Below are 14,886 nucleotides of genomic sequence, written 5' to 3'. Positions count from 1 at the left end.
ATTCCTCCGTATTATAAAATCAGTATGCATTATTTATCGTTTGTTGTAAAGGACGATAGTAAAGATTATTCCCAGCACAAAACCGACTATCGGCAGTGCATCAGCCTTCATTGCCTCAATGGGAGATGTGTTGTCGATCACAAGAGATTTGACAACGAACACGATAAGCGCAATAAGGGAAGCTATCAGCGGGAACAGGTAAAATGATGCGTGGAATAGTCCTGCAATGCCTGCGCCCAGACCCAGAGCAACGAGATAAAGTAGAAAATCCTTGCTTATCTCTCCGGAGCCCTCTCCACATGCCCTGTAAAGATGGCGTGTCTTGCTTGTAAGCGCAAACATAGCTATTTGTTCCTGTCTGTTCTTACGCCTGTCCTGCTCCTGTACCATGCTGAAAAACTGGTCGGGAGCCATTCTGTTGGGGTCCTCACGAAGATTGGTGGGGTTTTGCGCCATATAATCGTAATCAGCCTGAGTATACCTGGGAGCACCCTGAGCGGGAGAGCTGTAATAGTTATTCTGCGGCTGCTGATAGGTGTTGTCATAGCCCTGCTGATAACCGTCGTAGCTCTGGTAAGCATCACCCATCTGGGCGCTGTCGTAGTAGGTATTGTTATCGGTGCCGTATGATTGCGCTGTGTTGTATGCGCTGTAGTCGTCCTGATAGTATCCGCTGTCCTGATAAGCTGCGGTATCGTCCGCACTGTTGCTGCGATATGTGGGGTTGTTTGCAAAATTATCATAATCCGACTGTGAATACTGGTCATAGCCCTGTGTTTTCTGACCGTTGTTCCAATCTAAGGGATCATACGAGTCTTTCATATTTTGTGTCTCCTTTTAAAGTCACTTTGAAAGTTGTTCTCTTGTGTAATCAAGCAGACCTCCTGCCAGAATAATGTCCTTTGTTCTTCCTGTAAGCTCACACAGAACCGGTATCTCAGCACCTGTTGTCTTATTCTTTACTGTGAGCTGAGTTTTGCCGCTTTGTATATCTGCACGCACGTTTTCTATGCTTATTTCGTCGCCCTGGCTTATCTTATCATAATCTGTCTCGTTTACAAAAGTAAGGGGCAGGATACCTGCGTTTATAAGGTTAGCTCTGTGTATTCTTGCAAAGCTCTTTACAAGCACAGCCTTGATGCCAAGATAAAGCGGAGCAAGTGCAGCGTGCTCACGGGAGCTGCCCTGACCGTAGTTGGTCCCGCCTACGATTATGGACCTGCCCATATTCTTTGCACGTCTTGGGAAATCCTCGTCACATACTGTAAAGCAGTGCTGTGAGATAGCAGGAATATTTGAACGCAGCGGCAGTATCTTTGCGCCTGCTGGCATGATGTGGTCTGTGGTAATGTTGTCGCCGACTTTCAAAGATACCTGACACTCAATATTGTCCACCAGCGGTGCAGTCTCGGGATAAGGCTTGATGTTTGGTCCTCTGAGGACCTCAACGCTGTCCATTTCCTCCACGCTTGCGGGAGCAACGACCATATTGTCGTTTATCTTGAACTGGTCGGGAACTTTTATCTCAGGCATTTCTCCCAGAGTCCTGGGGTCTGTGAGATAGCCGGTAAGTGCAGAAGCAGCAGCGGTCTCGGGAGATACGAGGTAGATCTGTCCGTCCTTTGTTCCGCTTCTTCCCAGGAAGTTTCTGTTGAACGTTCTCAGCGAAACTCCGCCGGAGTTGGGAGCCTGTCCCATTCCGATGCACGGACCGCAGGCAGATTCAAGTATCCTTGCGCCTGCATCTATCATTGTTGCGAGTGCGCCGTTGGAAGCCAGCATATTCAGCACCTGTTTTGAGCCCGGGGCAATAGCCAGGGAAACGCTTGGGTCAACTGTCTTGCCTTTGAGGATATACGCAACTTTCATCATATCAACGTAAGACGAGTTTGTGCATGAACCTATGCACACCTGGTCGACCTTCAGCTTTCCTATCTCCTCCATGTTCTTCACATTATCGGGGGAGTGAGGGCAGGCTGCCTGAGGAACCAGTGCACCAAGGTCGATGTCAATGACCTCGTCGTAAACTGCATCGTCGTCTGCTTTAAGCTCGGTCCAGACCTCACCTCTGTCCTGTGCCTTGAGGAAGGCTTTTGTTATCTCGTCGGAAGGGAAGATAGAGGTGGTAGCACCAAGCTCTGCACCCATGTTTGTTATGGTAGCTCTCTCGGGAACGGAAAGGGTCTTTACACCCTCGCCGCAGTATTCCATTACCTTGCCTACTCCGCCTTTTACGGAGATGCGTCTGAGCACTTCAAGGATAACGTCCTTAGCGGATACCCATGGTGAAAGCTTGCCTGTAAGATTTACCTTGACTATCTGCGGGTATGTTATGTAATATGCGCCGCCGCCCATTGCAACCGCAACGTCCAGTCCGCCTGCGCCGATAGCGATCATGCCGATACCGCCGCCTGTGGGGGTGTGGCTGTCAGAGCCTATAAGGGTCTTTCCGGGGATACCGAATCTTTCAAGATGCACCTGGTGGCATATGCCGTTTCCGGGGCGGGAGAAATATACGCCGTGCTTTTTGCACACAGAGCCGATAAATCTGTGGTCGTCGGCATTTTCAAATCCCGACTGCAAAGTATTGTGGTCAATGTATGCCACGCTTTTTTCTGTCTTTACACGGGGAACACCCATAGCCTCATATTCCAGATAAGCCATAGTTCCCGTAGCGTCCTGGGTAAGAGTCTGGTCGATGCGGATACCTATCTCGCTGCCCTTGACGAATTCGCCGTCAACAAGGTGCGCTTTCAGTATCTTTTCAGTCAAAGTAAGTCCCATAATTTAAAACACCTTTCTTGTTAAAAATCATATACTATCATTTTACCTCAAAATCCGCTTTTTGTCAAGAATCGAGCTCACCGCCCGGGTCAATTTTTCCTCAGACAGTGGACACACGGGGCATTTCTTGACAGGACAGGCAGTATAATATATAATAAGTAGGGTAAATACAGGGCGATAAGGGGGAACGTATATGAGGTTCAGACCTTGCATAGACATACACAACGCAAGCGTAAAACAGATAGTAGGTTCAAGTCTTGCCGACAAGGGAGATTTTGCCCTCGATAATTTCGTGTCACAGCAGGACGGCGCATATTATGCAAAGCTTTACAGGAAATATGGCCTCAGAGGAGGGCATATAATAATATTGAATCCCAAGGAAAGCCCCTATTATGAGGCTGACCTGAAACAGGCCCTTTCTGCGCTCAGAGCCTGGGAGGGCGGCTTGCAGATCGGCGGCGGGATAAATGCAGAAAATGCAAAGCAGTTTCTTGACAGCGGTGCCAGCCATGTTATCGTTACCAGCTATGTTTTCAAAGACGGACAGATCGCCTGGGACAATCTTGAAAAGCTTGTAAAGACCGTTGGCAGGCAGCGTCTTGTGCTTGATCTGTCCTGCCGTGAAAAGGACGGAAGGTACTATATCGTTACCGATCGCTGGCAGAAATTCACTGACGTGGAGCTTGATGACAGGACACTTGACACTCTTTCGGGGTATTGCGATGAGTTTCTTGTCCATGCGGCGGACGTTGAGGGCAAATCCGGGGGCATCCGGGACGATGTGGCAATAATACTGGGTAAGTATTCACCTGTGCCCTCTACCTATGCAGGGGGTATTTCAAGCTTTGAAGACATCGAAAAGCTAAGGGTGCTGGGCAGCGAAAAGGTGGATTTCACCGTGGGGTCGGCGCTTGATATTTTCGGCGGAGATATGAGCTTTGAGCGCATAGCCGGATACAAATAGAACCACTTAGGCAAAAGCAACAATATTGAGATGTATTTTCGGCGTTATTTGTAGGAAATATATTTGCAATCACGGGCGTTTTGTGGTAAAATATATTGATAACTTTTTTGGTAATATCACATCGAAGGGAAGAGATCAGAAATGGCTAAGATCCGTGTAGCTGTCATATTCGGAGGTAAGTCCAACGAGCATGACATATCGCTGGTTTCGGCGACTCATGTAATAAAAAATATACCCAAGGATAAATATTCCGTGGTGTGTATCGGTATAACAAAGAAGGGTCATTGGCTCAAATATATAGGTGATGTTGAGGATATCCCCGGAGGCAAGTGGGAAAAACACCCGGACAATGTTCCTTGCGTGCTCAGCCCGGACCCTATGGACAAGGGATTTATTGCGATAAATGACGACGGTGATGTCAGCCGTGTGAAGGTGGACTGCGTTTTTCCTGTTCTTCACGGTAAAAACGGAGAGGACGGCACTATTCAGGGACTTCTGGAAATGGCACAGATCCCCTTTGTGGGCTGCGACCATATAAGCTCTGCAAACTGCATGGATAAGGAGCTTACCCATATCGTTCTTGGAAGCCACGGTGTAAAAATGGCTGAATACGTGGCTGTGACATATGCAGACCTTTCGCAGCTTGATGAAAAGTGCACACTTATTGAGGAAAAGCTCAGATATCCCATGTACGTTAAGCCTGCAAACTGCGGCTCTTCGGTGGGAATATCCAAAGCCACGGACCTTGATAGCCTTAAAAACGGCATAAAAATGGCTTTTGCACACGACAGGAAGGTTATCGTGGAGCAGGAGGTCAAGGGTAAGGAATGTGAGTGCGCCGTTATGGGCAACGACAAGCTTACCGCTTCGTCAGCAGGCGAGATAGAGGCTGCCAACGAGTTTTACGATTACGATGCAAAATACTGCAACTGCGGTTCCAAGACTTATATTCCCGCAAGGATACCCCAGGACAGGATAGAGGAAATAAGACAGACAGCCCTTAAAGCTTACAGGGCTATGGGCTGCTCCGGACTTGCAAGGGTGGATTTCTTCCTTTGTGATGACTCAACAGTGGTGCTCAACGAGATAAATACCATGCCCGGACATACATCCATAAGTATGTATCCCAAGCTTATGGAACATGACGGCATGACTTTTGAACAGCAGGAGGACAGGCTGATAAGACTTGCCCTTGAAAGAGCAGGGGTAGACTATGAATAATTCGGCTATCGGAGTTTTTGATTCGGGCGTTGGGGGACTGACTTGCGTTGACGAGCTGAGAAAGCTTATGCCAAACGAGAATATAATCTATCTGGGCGATACGGCAAGGATACCCTATGGCACCAAAAGCAAGCACACGATCTATTCTTACGCAAAGCAGGATATTGCTTTTCTGGAGCAGCACGATGTGAAAATGATACTTGTTGCCTGCGGCACGGTATCATCGGTGATGATGTCCATGCCTGTGTTCGAGGACAGCACCACAGAGCTGAAAAGCGGAGTTGTGCTGCCTGCTGCACACGCAGCCTGTGCAGCCACAAAGAACAAGCGTATCGGTGTTATCGGCACCAGTGCTACCATAAAAAGCGGCAGCTACGGAAAGGTAATGCATGAGATAATGTCTGATGTTAAGGTAGTTGGCATGGCGTGCCCCATGTTCGTGCCGCTGGTCGAGAACGGGTATACCGCAAAGGACTGCGAGCCTGCACGTTTTTTTGCAAACCAGTATCTGGAGATAATGAAGCGGGAGCAGGTGGACACACTTATACTGGGCTGTACCCATTATCCCCACCTGAGCGAGCTTATCTCGGATATTATGGGAACGGAGGTAACGCTTATATCTTCCGGTGCAGAGCTTGCAAAGCACGCCCTGAAGACCCTCAGCTACAATGACGCTCTGTGCGGCAGGGACTGTCCCGGCGAGCTGGAGCTTTACTGTACCGACAGTGAGGAGCTTTTCAGAGAAAATGTCCAAAAGCTAATGGATACAAATATAAATGCAAAGATTTCAAAATGTACCCTTAAATTTTAAGGAGGATAAGAATTGCGAAAACAGGATGTTTCTATGAAACTGGTGAGCAGTCAGTCGGACGGGGACAAAAAGGAGTCCACTGAGCTGCTTTCCAGAGCAATATATGAAAAAACGATCAGCGGATATAAACTGACTTATGACGAGTCGGAGGCTACCGGCTATGAGGGAAGCACCACGACCATCGAGCTTTTTGAGGGGAAAAAGGTTGTTATGTCCCGCACAGGCTCGGTAAGCTCCAATCTGATAGTTGAGCTTGGTACAAAGCATCATTGCGTTTACGGCACACCATACGGAGATTTTATGGTGGGCGTGAATGCAAAGTCCATTGATTCGGAGCTGGACGAAAAGGGCGGAAAGCTGGATTTCAAATATGTTATCGACGTCAATTCCAGTTATGTGGGAGATTTTGACGTTTATATCGAGGTAAAAAGTTAAACACAGAGAGGACGAAAAAGATGACAAATCTTGTTAATGATGCGTTTATGCAGGTAAAGGAGCTTGTTATGACCGCTCTGGGAGAGCTGGTGGCAGAGGGCACTTTCCCTCAGGAGCCTATACCTGCTTTTATTTCCGAGATACCCGCCGACCCCAAGAACGGCGATGTATCCACCAATGCGGCAATGGTCTGTGCAAGACCTTTCAGGAACAACCCCAGGGCTATTGCACAGAATATAGTTGAAAAGATAAGGCTTGAAGGCTCCTGCTTTGAAAGATGCGAGGTGGCAGGTCCGGGATTTATCAACTTTTTCTATTCTCCCGTGTGGTATGCACAGGTGATGCAGGCTGTGCTTGATGAAAAGCAGAGCTACGGCACCACGGATATGGGCAAGGGCAAAAGAGTTCTTGTTGAGTTCGTTTCCGCCAACCCCACAGGACCTATGCACATAGGAAACGCAAGAGGCGGAGCTATTGGTGACTGTCTTGCGGCTGTACTTGAAAAAGCAGGTTATGAGGTCGAGCGTGAGTTTTATGTAAACGATGCGGGAAACCAGATAGAAAAATTCGGCAAATCCCTTTCCCTGCGCTATATGCAGATACTCAGCGATGCGGGACAAGCTGTTGCTGCCAAGGACCTTGACATAGAGGATTTCTGCAAAGAGATCTACGGTGAGGACGGAAACAGACCTGAGTTCCCGATGCCGGAGGACGTATATCTGGGAATGGATATAATCGCCCATGCCAAGAATTATTATGACAAGTTCGGAAGAATAGCAGGGGAAATGTCCGAGGAGGACAGACGAAAGGCGCTTGTTGATTTCGCTTTGCCTGTGAATATAGAGGGACTGCACCGTGACCTTGAGAAGTACCGCATAACATATGATACATGGTTCAGAGAGAGCACTCTGCACAACGACGGCTCTGTCAAGGAAATAATCCAGAAGCTTAAAGAAAGCGGTCATACCTATGAGCAGGACGGTGCGCTGTGGTTCAGGACCACTGATTTCGGCGACGAAAAGGACAGGGTGCTTGTGCGTGAAAACGGTATCCCTACCTACCTTGTACCTGATATTGCGTACCATTACAACAAACTGGCTGTTAGAAAATTCGATAAGGCGGTGGACATTTTCGGTGCCGACCACCACGGATATATACCCAGAATAAAGGCTTCCATGACTGCTCTCGGAGTCGACGAAAAGAAGCTTGACATTGTTATAATGCAGATGGTAAGACTGGTTAAGAACGGTGAGGCTTACAAGCTTTCAAAGCGTTCCGGCAAGGCAATAACCCTTAACACTCTGCTTGATGAGATACCTATTGATGCAGCAAGATTTTTCTTTAATCTGCGTGAGCCTAATTCCCAGTTTGATTTTGACCTTGACCTTGCGGTTTCCGAATCAAGTCAGAATCCGGTTTACTACGTACAGTATGCCCATGCACGTATCTGCTCGGTAATTAAAAAGCTTGCAGAGGAGGGCATAACGGTCAAGCCGTTTGACGACAGCAGCGCAAAGCTGCTTGAAAGTGCTGAGGAAAAGGAGATCATCAAGCTGCTGGCTAATCTGCCCAATGTTATCAACGATAGCGCAAGAAACTACGACCCTGCAAAGGTTACAAAGTATGTCATCGACCTTGCAACGCTGTTCCATAAGTTCTATAATTCCTGCCGTATCAAAGGCGAGGAAGAGGCACTTATGCAGGCAAGATTGTCTTTGTCGCTGGCAGTAAAACAGGTTATTGCAAACATTCTTGATATGCTGAAGATCACCTGTCCGGAGTCAATGTAATGGGATTTATTAAAGATCTGTTTGGGTCAATGACTGCAGTGCGCTGGGTGCTGCTGGTCATTGAGCTTTTACTGCTGCTCTGGTTTGCGGCGGCGTTTCCCTTTGGCAATGCGGGAACAGTCATAGGCGGTCTGATGTGCTGTGCCCTTATTGTGCTTATATTGAAGTGGAATGGCTTTACCGGGGTTTTAAAAGGACTGTGGAAAAGCGGTGCAGGCAAAGGCGTGGTCATATCGGGCATTGTGGTGGTCGCTGTTGCGGCAGTTTATTTCGCAATACTTAGTGTAATGATGCTGCGAGCTATTTACAGCAAGCCGGACAAGCCCAATGTAGTTGTGGTGCTTGGCTGTAAAGTCAGAGGAGAAAGTCCGTCAAAGATGCTTCGTCTGCGCCTTGATGCGGCAATAAAGCTGCTTGATGAGTACCCCGATGTAAAGTGTGTTGTGTCCGGTGGAAAAGGCAGCGACGAGAAAATATCCGAGGCGGAGTGCATGAAAAACTATCTTGTTGAAAAGGGCATTTCTCAGGACAGGATAATCGTTGAGGACAAGTCTGCGACTACTTTTGAAAATATGAAATTCACTATGGAAAAGCTTGACGAGCTGGGCATAAGCCGTGATATTACCATAGTTACCGACGGATATCATCTGTACCGTGCAGGTCTTATTGCCAAGCAGCAGGGGGCGGACAGCGTAACCTACTACGGCGCAGATACCGAGTTCAGGCACGTTGCTTCGCACTGGGTGAGAGAGTGGTTTGCGCTGACGAAATTCTTTATTCTGGGAAGCTGACAGTGAGTTACAATGGAAATAAGAAGATTCAGGAATCGTGATGCCGATGAAGTTGCACAGCTTATCGCTCACACGCTGAGGATAAGCAACAGCAAGGATTATCCCGAAAAATACATTCAGATGAATATTGATACACATTCCTCCGAGGTCATTGTCGAAAGGGCGGAGCAGGGGCATTTTTACGTTGCCTGCCACGGCGAAAGGATAATCGGCTGCGGCTGCATCGCACCCTACTGGGGGAGCGTTACAGAAAGTATCCTGCTGACGATTTTTGTTCTTCCCGAATATCAGGGCAATGGTGTTGGGAGAAAAATTATTGAAACGCTTGAGCAGGATGAGTTCTTTTTCAGGGCAAAGCGTATAGAGATACCTGCTTCTCTTACCGCTGTGGATTTTTACAGGAAAATGGGCTACGCTTTTAAAAACGGAGCTGAACAGCCAGAGGACAGACTGCTTTACAGACTTGAAAAGTTCAGATAAAAACAAAAGAGCTGCTGTACATTTTTTTGTACAGCAGCCTTTCTTGTTATATGCGATATTTACTGTTCGTTTGCGTTGTTGATAGCCGAAAGCAGAGCTCTTATCGAGGATACGATGATGTCTGAGTGTCTGCCTGCGCCCCAGTAGGTCTTACCGTCCTTTGATATGGAAACGTAGGACACAGCCTCGGAGTTTGTCTTTCTTTCGATAGCGTGCTCCTGATAGGATTCAAGTGCAAACTCAAATCCGATAGCCTTACGCAGAGCGTTTGCCACAGCGTCAAGACGTCCGTTGCCCTCGCCCTCGTATATCTTTGCCTCGCCGCCGCCCACAGATGCAGTTACCTTTGCCAGGATACGCTCACCTTCAAGCTGAGTGTAGTGCTCCTGAGTTGCGTTGACAAATGTTGCTTTGTTGAGGTACTCTTTCTTGAATATTTCGTAGACCTCATCAGGTTTAAGCTCTTTGTGCAGATGATCGGAAACGCTCTTTACCTTGTAGCCGAAGTCCTCGCGCATCTTCTTGGGCAGGTCGTAGCCAAACTGAGTCTGGAGCACAAAGCCGATACCGCCCTTGCCCGACTGGGAATTGATACGGATAACGTCTGCGTCGTACTCTCTGCCCACATCGTGGGGGTCGATAGGCAGATAAGGAACGGTCCATGCGTCGATCCCTTTTTCCTTGCGCCAGTTCATGCCCTTTGCGATAGCGTCCTGATGAGAGCCTGAGAATGCAGCGAATACCAGTGCACCGGAGTATGGACTTCTTGGGCTGACGGACATTCTTGTTACTCTTTCATAAAGCTCGACCAGAGTAGGCATATCCGAGAAATCCAGCATAGGGTCTATACCCTGTGAAAACATATTCATTGCAACGGTAACAATATCGGCGTTGCCTGTTCTTTCACCGTTTCCGAAGCAGGTACCTTCTATTCTGTCACCGCCTGCCAGCAGTCCCATTTCGCAGTCAGCAACTGCGCAGCCTCTATCGTTATGCGGGTGCAGGGAAACGATAAGGTTTTCTCTGTTGTGCATAGTCTTGCACATATACTCTATCTGCTGTGCATAAACGTGAGGCATGGACACCTCAACAGTAACAGGCAGGTTGATTATCACCTTGTCCTCAGCCGTAGGCTTCCAGATGTCGATAACAGCGTTGCATATGTCTCTTGCAAACTCCATCTCAGTGCCGGTAAAGCTTTCGGGAGAGTACTCAAATCTGAAATTGGACTCGCCTTTGTACATCTCTCTGTACTTGTTGAGCAGCTCGGCTCCGTCGGTAGCGATCTTTATGATCTCCTCCTTGCTCTTTCTGAACACCTGTTCTCTCTGAGCCACGGAGGTGGAGTTGTAAAGGTGAACGATAGCGTTCTTAACTCCCTTGAGTGCTTCAAATGTCTTTTTGATGATGTGCTCTCTTGACTGTGTGAGCACCTGGATCGTCACGTCATCGGGTATCAGATCCTGCTCGATAAGTGTGCGGCAGAACTCATACTCTGTTTCCGACGCAGCAGGAAAGCCGATCTCGATCTCCTTGAATCCTATCTTTACAAGGTGCTTGAAGAACTCCAGTTTTTCTTCCAGGTTCATAGGTATAACAAGTGCCTGGTTTCCGTCACGCAGGTCTACCGAGCACCATACAGGTGCCTTGTCCACATGATCCTTCTGTGTCCATTCCATACATCTTTCCGGCGGCAGAAAATAACCGACCGAATACTTCTTGTAGTTTTCCATACCAACAATTCCTTTCTCTTTTGTGATTTAAAATCGTTTGTACGGGGAAATAAAAAATCGCCTTCCCCCGAAAACAGGAGAGACGAGATTACCCGTGTTACCACTCTCATTCGCATACAGCTCACACTGTACACCTCAGTCACATCCAAACAATGTGCTTTCCTTTTAACGGCGGAACCCCGGAAGCGACTACAACAAAACATTTTCACCGCTCCTGCTCAAGGATGAGCTATTACAGACCGTACACGCCAGGCTTACACCGACCGCTGGCTCTCTGTGCAGTACGCACCTGCTTTTCTTCCTATCAAAGCATTTAAAATATACAATATTTAGAATATACAATAATTATAACCACCACCGACCGCCTTGTCAAGCTTTTTACGAAATTTAACATTTTGTTTATATATCCCCCGGGGTGGCAAGCGTTGACAGAAGACTGTATTTGTTATATAATAATGGTGTATGTTTAAATTGCGATATAGATGAGGAATGGAATATAATGAAGCTGTTTGGAAAGAAAAACAAAATATTGACAACTGTTTGCCTTGTGTTGGCTGTGGCATTGACGGCAGCGTTGGCATTTTACACTGTACATGGTCTTTTGCGCAAGTCTGCAAGGCAGAAGGCATATGATGTCAAGCCTCTTACGGATATACAGATACAGAAAATAAGGGACAACTCCAAGGCTAAAAAGCTTATGGTGGTAGCGCACCCGGACGACGATGTTATCTGGGGCGGAGCGCACCTTATGGACGGTGATTACTACGTTGTGTGCATAACCAACGGAAGAAACGACACCAGAAGACCGGAGTTTGAAAAAATGCTTGAAAAGTCAGGCAACAGCGGTATCATTCTTGAATATCCCGACAAGGTGCTTGGCGAGCGTGATGAGTGGACCTATGTCTGGGACAAGATAAAAAACGACCTTGAAAGAATAATGAGCTGCAAGAAGTGGGAGCTTATTGTTACCCACAACAAGGCAGGGGAGTACGGACATCAGCATCATAAGTATTCTCACACCATTGTTACCGAGATATATGACAGACTGTCCATGACCCAGCCTCTTTACAATTTCGGGACCTATTACTCACCGAAAAAACTTCCCGATCATGAGAGCGAGATGACTAAAGTCAGCCAGGAGCGTTTTAAGTATAAGGACGAGCTTGTAAAGGTGTATGAGTCCCAGGAGAACACGGTGAAAAAACTGTGGCATATGGGACCATATGAGATGTGGACACAGTATGAGCAGTACAGTGAAAACCCAACTTACAGAAAATGATCCTTGAAACAGGGGTAATGATATGAAGCTTAAGAAGAAAAATTATATACATATTCTCATTCTTATGGGAATGTATCTGTTAATGGTGCTTTGTATAACCAGATTCACCTATGCATACGGCTCGACTCTGGACTGGGGCGCACAGCACTTTGCTATCCCGGATAACTTCAGACGATCCTTTTATGAGTCCGGTGAGCTTTTCCCCAGCTTTCTTTTAAATCTGGGAGCAGGTGAAAACATATACAATCTGTCCTATTACGGACTGTTTTCTCCCGTTATATTGCTTTCCTACCTTTTCCCCTTTGTTCCAATGTATATTTACATACAGATCGTCTCTGTCCTGGGGATGTGCATAAGCATATTCCTTTTCTACCGCTGGGTAAACAGAAAATTCGGTGCCGCAACAGCCTTTGTGCTCACGGTTATGTTTGAGTTTTCGTCGGGCTATTCTCTGCACAGCCACAGACATATTATGTTTGTCAGCTATATGCCGTTTCTTATCCTTGCCTTTGGTGCGATCGAGGATTATTTTCAGGGCAGGCGCAAGTTCTCCCTGGTCATCTATACTTTTCTGTGCATCATGTGCTGCTACTTTTTCGGAGTTGCTGCCCTGGCAGCTATTGTGGTCTACGGGGTGTACGAATATCTGCGGACTACGGAAAAGGTTACATTCAAGGACTTTTTCAAAAAAGGCTCCCACTTTGCGGGCAGGATAATAACTGCGGTTCTCATGGCGGGAATACTTTTGGTGCCCACGCTGAATTGTATGCTCAGCGGACGTGACGCTGGAAACACCAAGATAGATCTGTCAGGTCTTATCCCCAAGGCAAATATCGGCTTTTTCTGCTATGACAGCTACGGAATGGGGCTGACTATTGTTGCCCTGATCGCCATATTGAATGCGGTGATCTCCAAAAACAAAAAGCACACACGCTTTCTGGGCATTACCATGCTGGTGCTTATGTCACTGCCTGTATTTCTTCTTGTTATCAACGGCGGACTGTACGTTGACGCAAAGGTGCTTATTCCCTTTGTGCCTGTTTGTCTGCTGCTGGTGGGAAGACTTCTTGAGCAGATATCTGACAAGAGCTTCAATTACAAGTGGTGCCTTGCTGTCACAGCAGTTATTATCGCCCTGGCTGCCGTTTTCGGAGAAAGCGGAGATTACAACAGCGTAAACAAGCAGATAGTCAAGGCTGCGGTGGCAGATCTTGGGGCTATGCTGGTTATAGGCGTGCTGTTTTTTAAGCTGAAAAAGAAGATTATTTTAAGAGGCGGGCTGGTGGCAGTGGCGGTCTTTGCAGGAGTTATAGTCAACTGCAGCGATTCCCTTATTAAGCTCAAAGATCTTGACAGTTGGTTCTCACAGGATATGTATGCCCTTACCGACACCATAAGCCAGGATGACAAACAGGTGCGTACTGCCAACCTTATAAGCCGCAGTGATACGGTGAATTATGTCTACAACAACGATTATCTTGTAAGCAATATCTATTCCTCTTTGCATAACAGAAAGTACAACGACTTTTACTTTACACACATATATAACGAAAATGAGTTCAGGAATCCTGCCTTCACGACCCAGTCACAGAGTCTGCTCTATCAGATCTATATGGGACAGAAATACCTGATAACAAACGATGACAAGGCACTTCCTTCCCATGAATATAAGAAGATAAAACAGTCAGGGGAGCTATCACTTTACAAGTGTGACAAAGTCTTCCCCATAGGATACAGCACCTCTGCCACACTCAATGAAAAGGCGTTGCTTGATATGGATTATCCCCAATCCCTTTGCGCCCTTATGAACAATATCGTTGTTGCGCAAGGAGGTAAGGACAGCTATGAGTGTAATATGATAAGTTCGTTCCCGTCCTTTGAGCTGCCCAGCAGAACAGGTATCAGCAGATCCGGTGACGGCTACGAGATAAGGCTGGAAAAGACAGACGAGTTTGTAATTGATCTTCCCCGGAAGGTGAGCGGAGATAAGCTTTTGCTGGTAACTATGGATATGGACAATGATATGTCCGGCAAGGGGCTTTCCTCAGATGATGCAAAGATATTTATAAACGGCATAAAGAATAACCTTACCGATCCCAGCTGGAAATACTATAACAATAATACGACCTTTAAATTCGTTGTGTCCTCAACAGACGGAAAGGATATTGATACCCTTAAATTGAAACTTATGAGTGGCAACTACGATATCAAAAACATAAAGTGCTATGTTATGGATATAAGCGAGCTTATGCAGGTGGACGAGTTCGTGTTTGACAAGCAAAAGACCAAGGGCGATAATATAGAGGGAAGCATCGACGTTTCAAATGACGGATATTTCAAGCTCTCTGTTCCTTACGCCCGGGGCTTTACCGCTTATGTTGACGGAGAAAAAACGGAAGTTGAATGTGTGGACACCGCCTTTGTGGGCTTTGCCATTACAAAAGGTCACCACGATATCAGAATAACCTTTACCGCTCCCCTTAAAAATGCAGGACTTCTTATGTCCGCATCAGGCGTGGCTGTGCTGGGAGTGCTTATCACTGTCGAGCTTTTAAGCAATAAGAGGAAGAACAAAACTACCGAAAAGGATGTGTGATA

General features: G+C 47.0%; 12 protein-coding genes. 9 read left to right on the top strand and 3 right to left on the bottom strand.

Annotated features, from left to right (window positions below; genetic code table 11):
- Positions 1–33 precede the first annotated feature (33 nt).
- Together T494_RS0103955 and T494_RS0103950 are read right to left on the bottom strand one after the other, a co-directional pair.
- Positions 34–822 carry a hypothetical protein gene (locus tag T494_RS0103955; protein WP_028505177.1) on the bottom strand — a complete coding sequence of 263 codons (789 nt, stop codon included), beginning with the start codon at positions 820–822 and terminating at the stop codon, positions 34–36.
- Between the two features lie 21 nt (positions 823–843).
- Entirely contained in the window at positions 844–2,784 is a 1,941-nt protein-coding gene (locus T494_RS0103950) for an aconitate hydratase (protein WP_028505176.1), read from the bottom strand.
- A 193-nt stretch (positions 2,785–2,977) separates the two neighbouring features.
- Between T494_RS0103950 and hisA the strand changes: the two genes are divergently transcribed.
- The 7 genes from hisA (at position 2,978) to T494_RS0103915 (ending at position 9,276) form a co-directional block, all read left to right on the top strand.
- Complete coding sequence (gene hisA, locus T494_RS0103945; RefSeq protein WP_028505175.1) at positions 2,978–3,748, top strand: phosphoribosylformimino-5-aminoimidazole carboxamide ribotide isomerase; 771 nt, start codon at positions 2,978–2,980, stop codon at positions 3,746–3,748.
- A gap of 141 nt (positions 3,749–3,889) precedes the next feature.
- Positions 3,890–4,969 carry a D-alanine--D-alanine ligase family protein gene (locus tag T494_RS0103940; protein ID WP_028505174.1) on the top strand — a complete coding sequence of 360 codons (1,080 nt, stop codon included), beginning with the start codon at positions 3,890–3,892 and terminating at the stop codon, positions 4,967–4,969.
- Complete coding sequence (gene murI / locus T494_RS0103935; protein WP_028505173.1) at positions 4,962–5,780, top strand: glutamate racemase; 819 nt, start codon at positions 4,962–4,964, stop codon at positions 5,778–5,780. The genes T494_RS0103940 and murI overlap by 8 nt, the downstream gene beginning before the upstream one ends.
- Before the next feature lie 12 nt (positions 5,781–5,792).
- Complete coding sequence (locus T494_RS0103930; RefSeq protein ID WP_051540041.1) at positions 5,793–6,215, top strand: DUF1934 domain-containing protein; 423 nt, start codon at positions 5,793–5,795, stop codon at positions 6,213–6,215.
- 20 nt (positions 6,216–6,235) lie between these two features.
- The gene (gene argS, locus T494_RS0103925; RefSeq protein WP_028505171.1) at positions 6,236–8,005 is read left to right on the top strand and encodes an arginine--tRNA ligase; all 1,770 of its coding nucleotides are present in this window, start codon (positions 6,236–6,238) and stop codon (positions 8,003–8,005) included.
- Complete coding sequence (locus T494_RS0103920) at positions 8,005–8,796, top strand: YdcF family protein (RefSeq protein ID WP_051540038.1); 792 nt, start codon at positions 8,005–8,007, stop codon at positions 8,794–8,796. The genes argS and T494_RS0103920 overlap by 1 nt, the downstream gene beginning before the upstream one ends.
- A gap of 12 nt (positions 8,797–8,808) precedes the next feature.
- The gene (locus T494_RS0103915; protein ID WP_028505169.1) at positions 8,809–9,276 is read left to right on the top strand and encodes a GNAT family N-acetyltransferase; all 468 of its coding nucleotides are present in this window, start codon (positions 8,809–8,811) and stop codon (positions 9,274–9,276) included.
- A gap of 59 nt (positions 9,277–9,335) precedes the next feature.
- On the opposite strand, the gene T494_RS0103910 is transcribed toward T494_RS0103915, so the two are convergent.
- Positions 9,336–11,009, bottom strand: a complete 1,674-nt coding sequence (locus T494_RS0103910; RefSeq protein ID WP_028505168.1) for a 2-isopropylmalate synthase — start codon at positions 11,007–11,009, stop codon at positions 9,336–9,338.
- A 499-nt stretch (positions 11,010–11,508) separates the two neighbouring features.
- Here T494_RS0103910 and T494_RS12210 point away from each other — a divergent pair, with 499 nt between their 5' ends.
- Both T494_RS12210 and T494_RS0103900 read left to right on the top strand, forming a co-directional pair.
- Positions 11,509–12,288, top strand: a complete 780-nt coding sequence (locus tag T494_RS12210; RefSeq protein ID WP_051540036.1) for a PIG-L family deacetylase — start codon at positions 11,509–11,511, stop codon at positions 12,286–12,288.
- 22 nt (positions 12,289–12,310) lie between these two features.
- Positions 12,311–14,884 carry a YfhO family protein gene (locus T494_RS0103900; RefSeq protein ID WP_028505167.1) on the top strand — a complete coding sequence of 858 codons (2,574 nt, stop codon included), beginning with the start codon at positions 12,311–12,313 and terminating at the stop codon, positions 14,882–14,884.
- The last annotated feature ends 2 nt before the right edge of the window (positions 14,885–14,886 follow it).

It is taken from the genome of Ruminococcus sp. FC2018 (assembly GCF_000621805.1).
Classification (GTDB): domain Bacteria; phylum Bacillota; class Clostridia; order Oscillospirales; family Ruminococcaceae; genus Hominimerdicola.
Note: the sequence above shows the minus strand (reverse complement) of the source record. Positions and strands in the feature narration are given on the sequence as shown.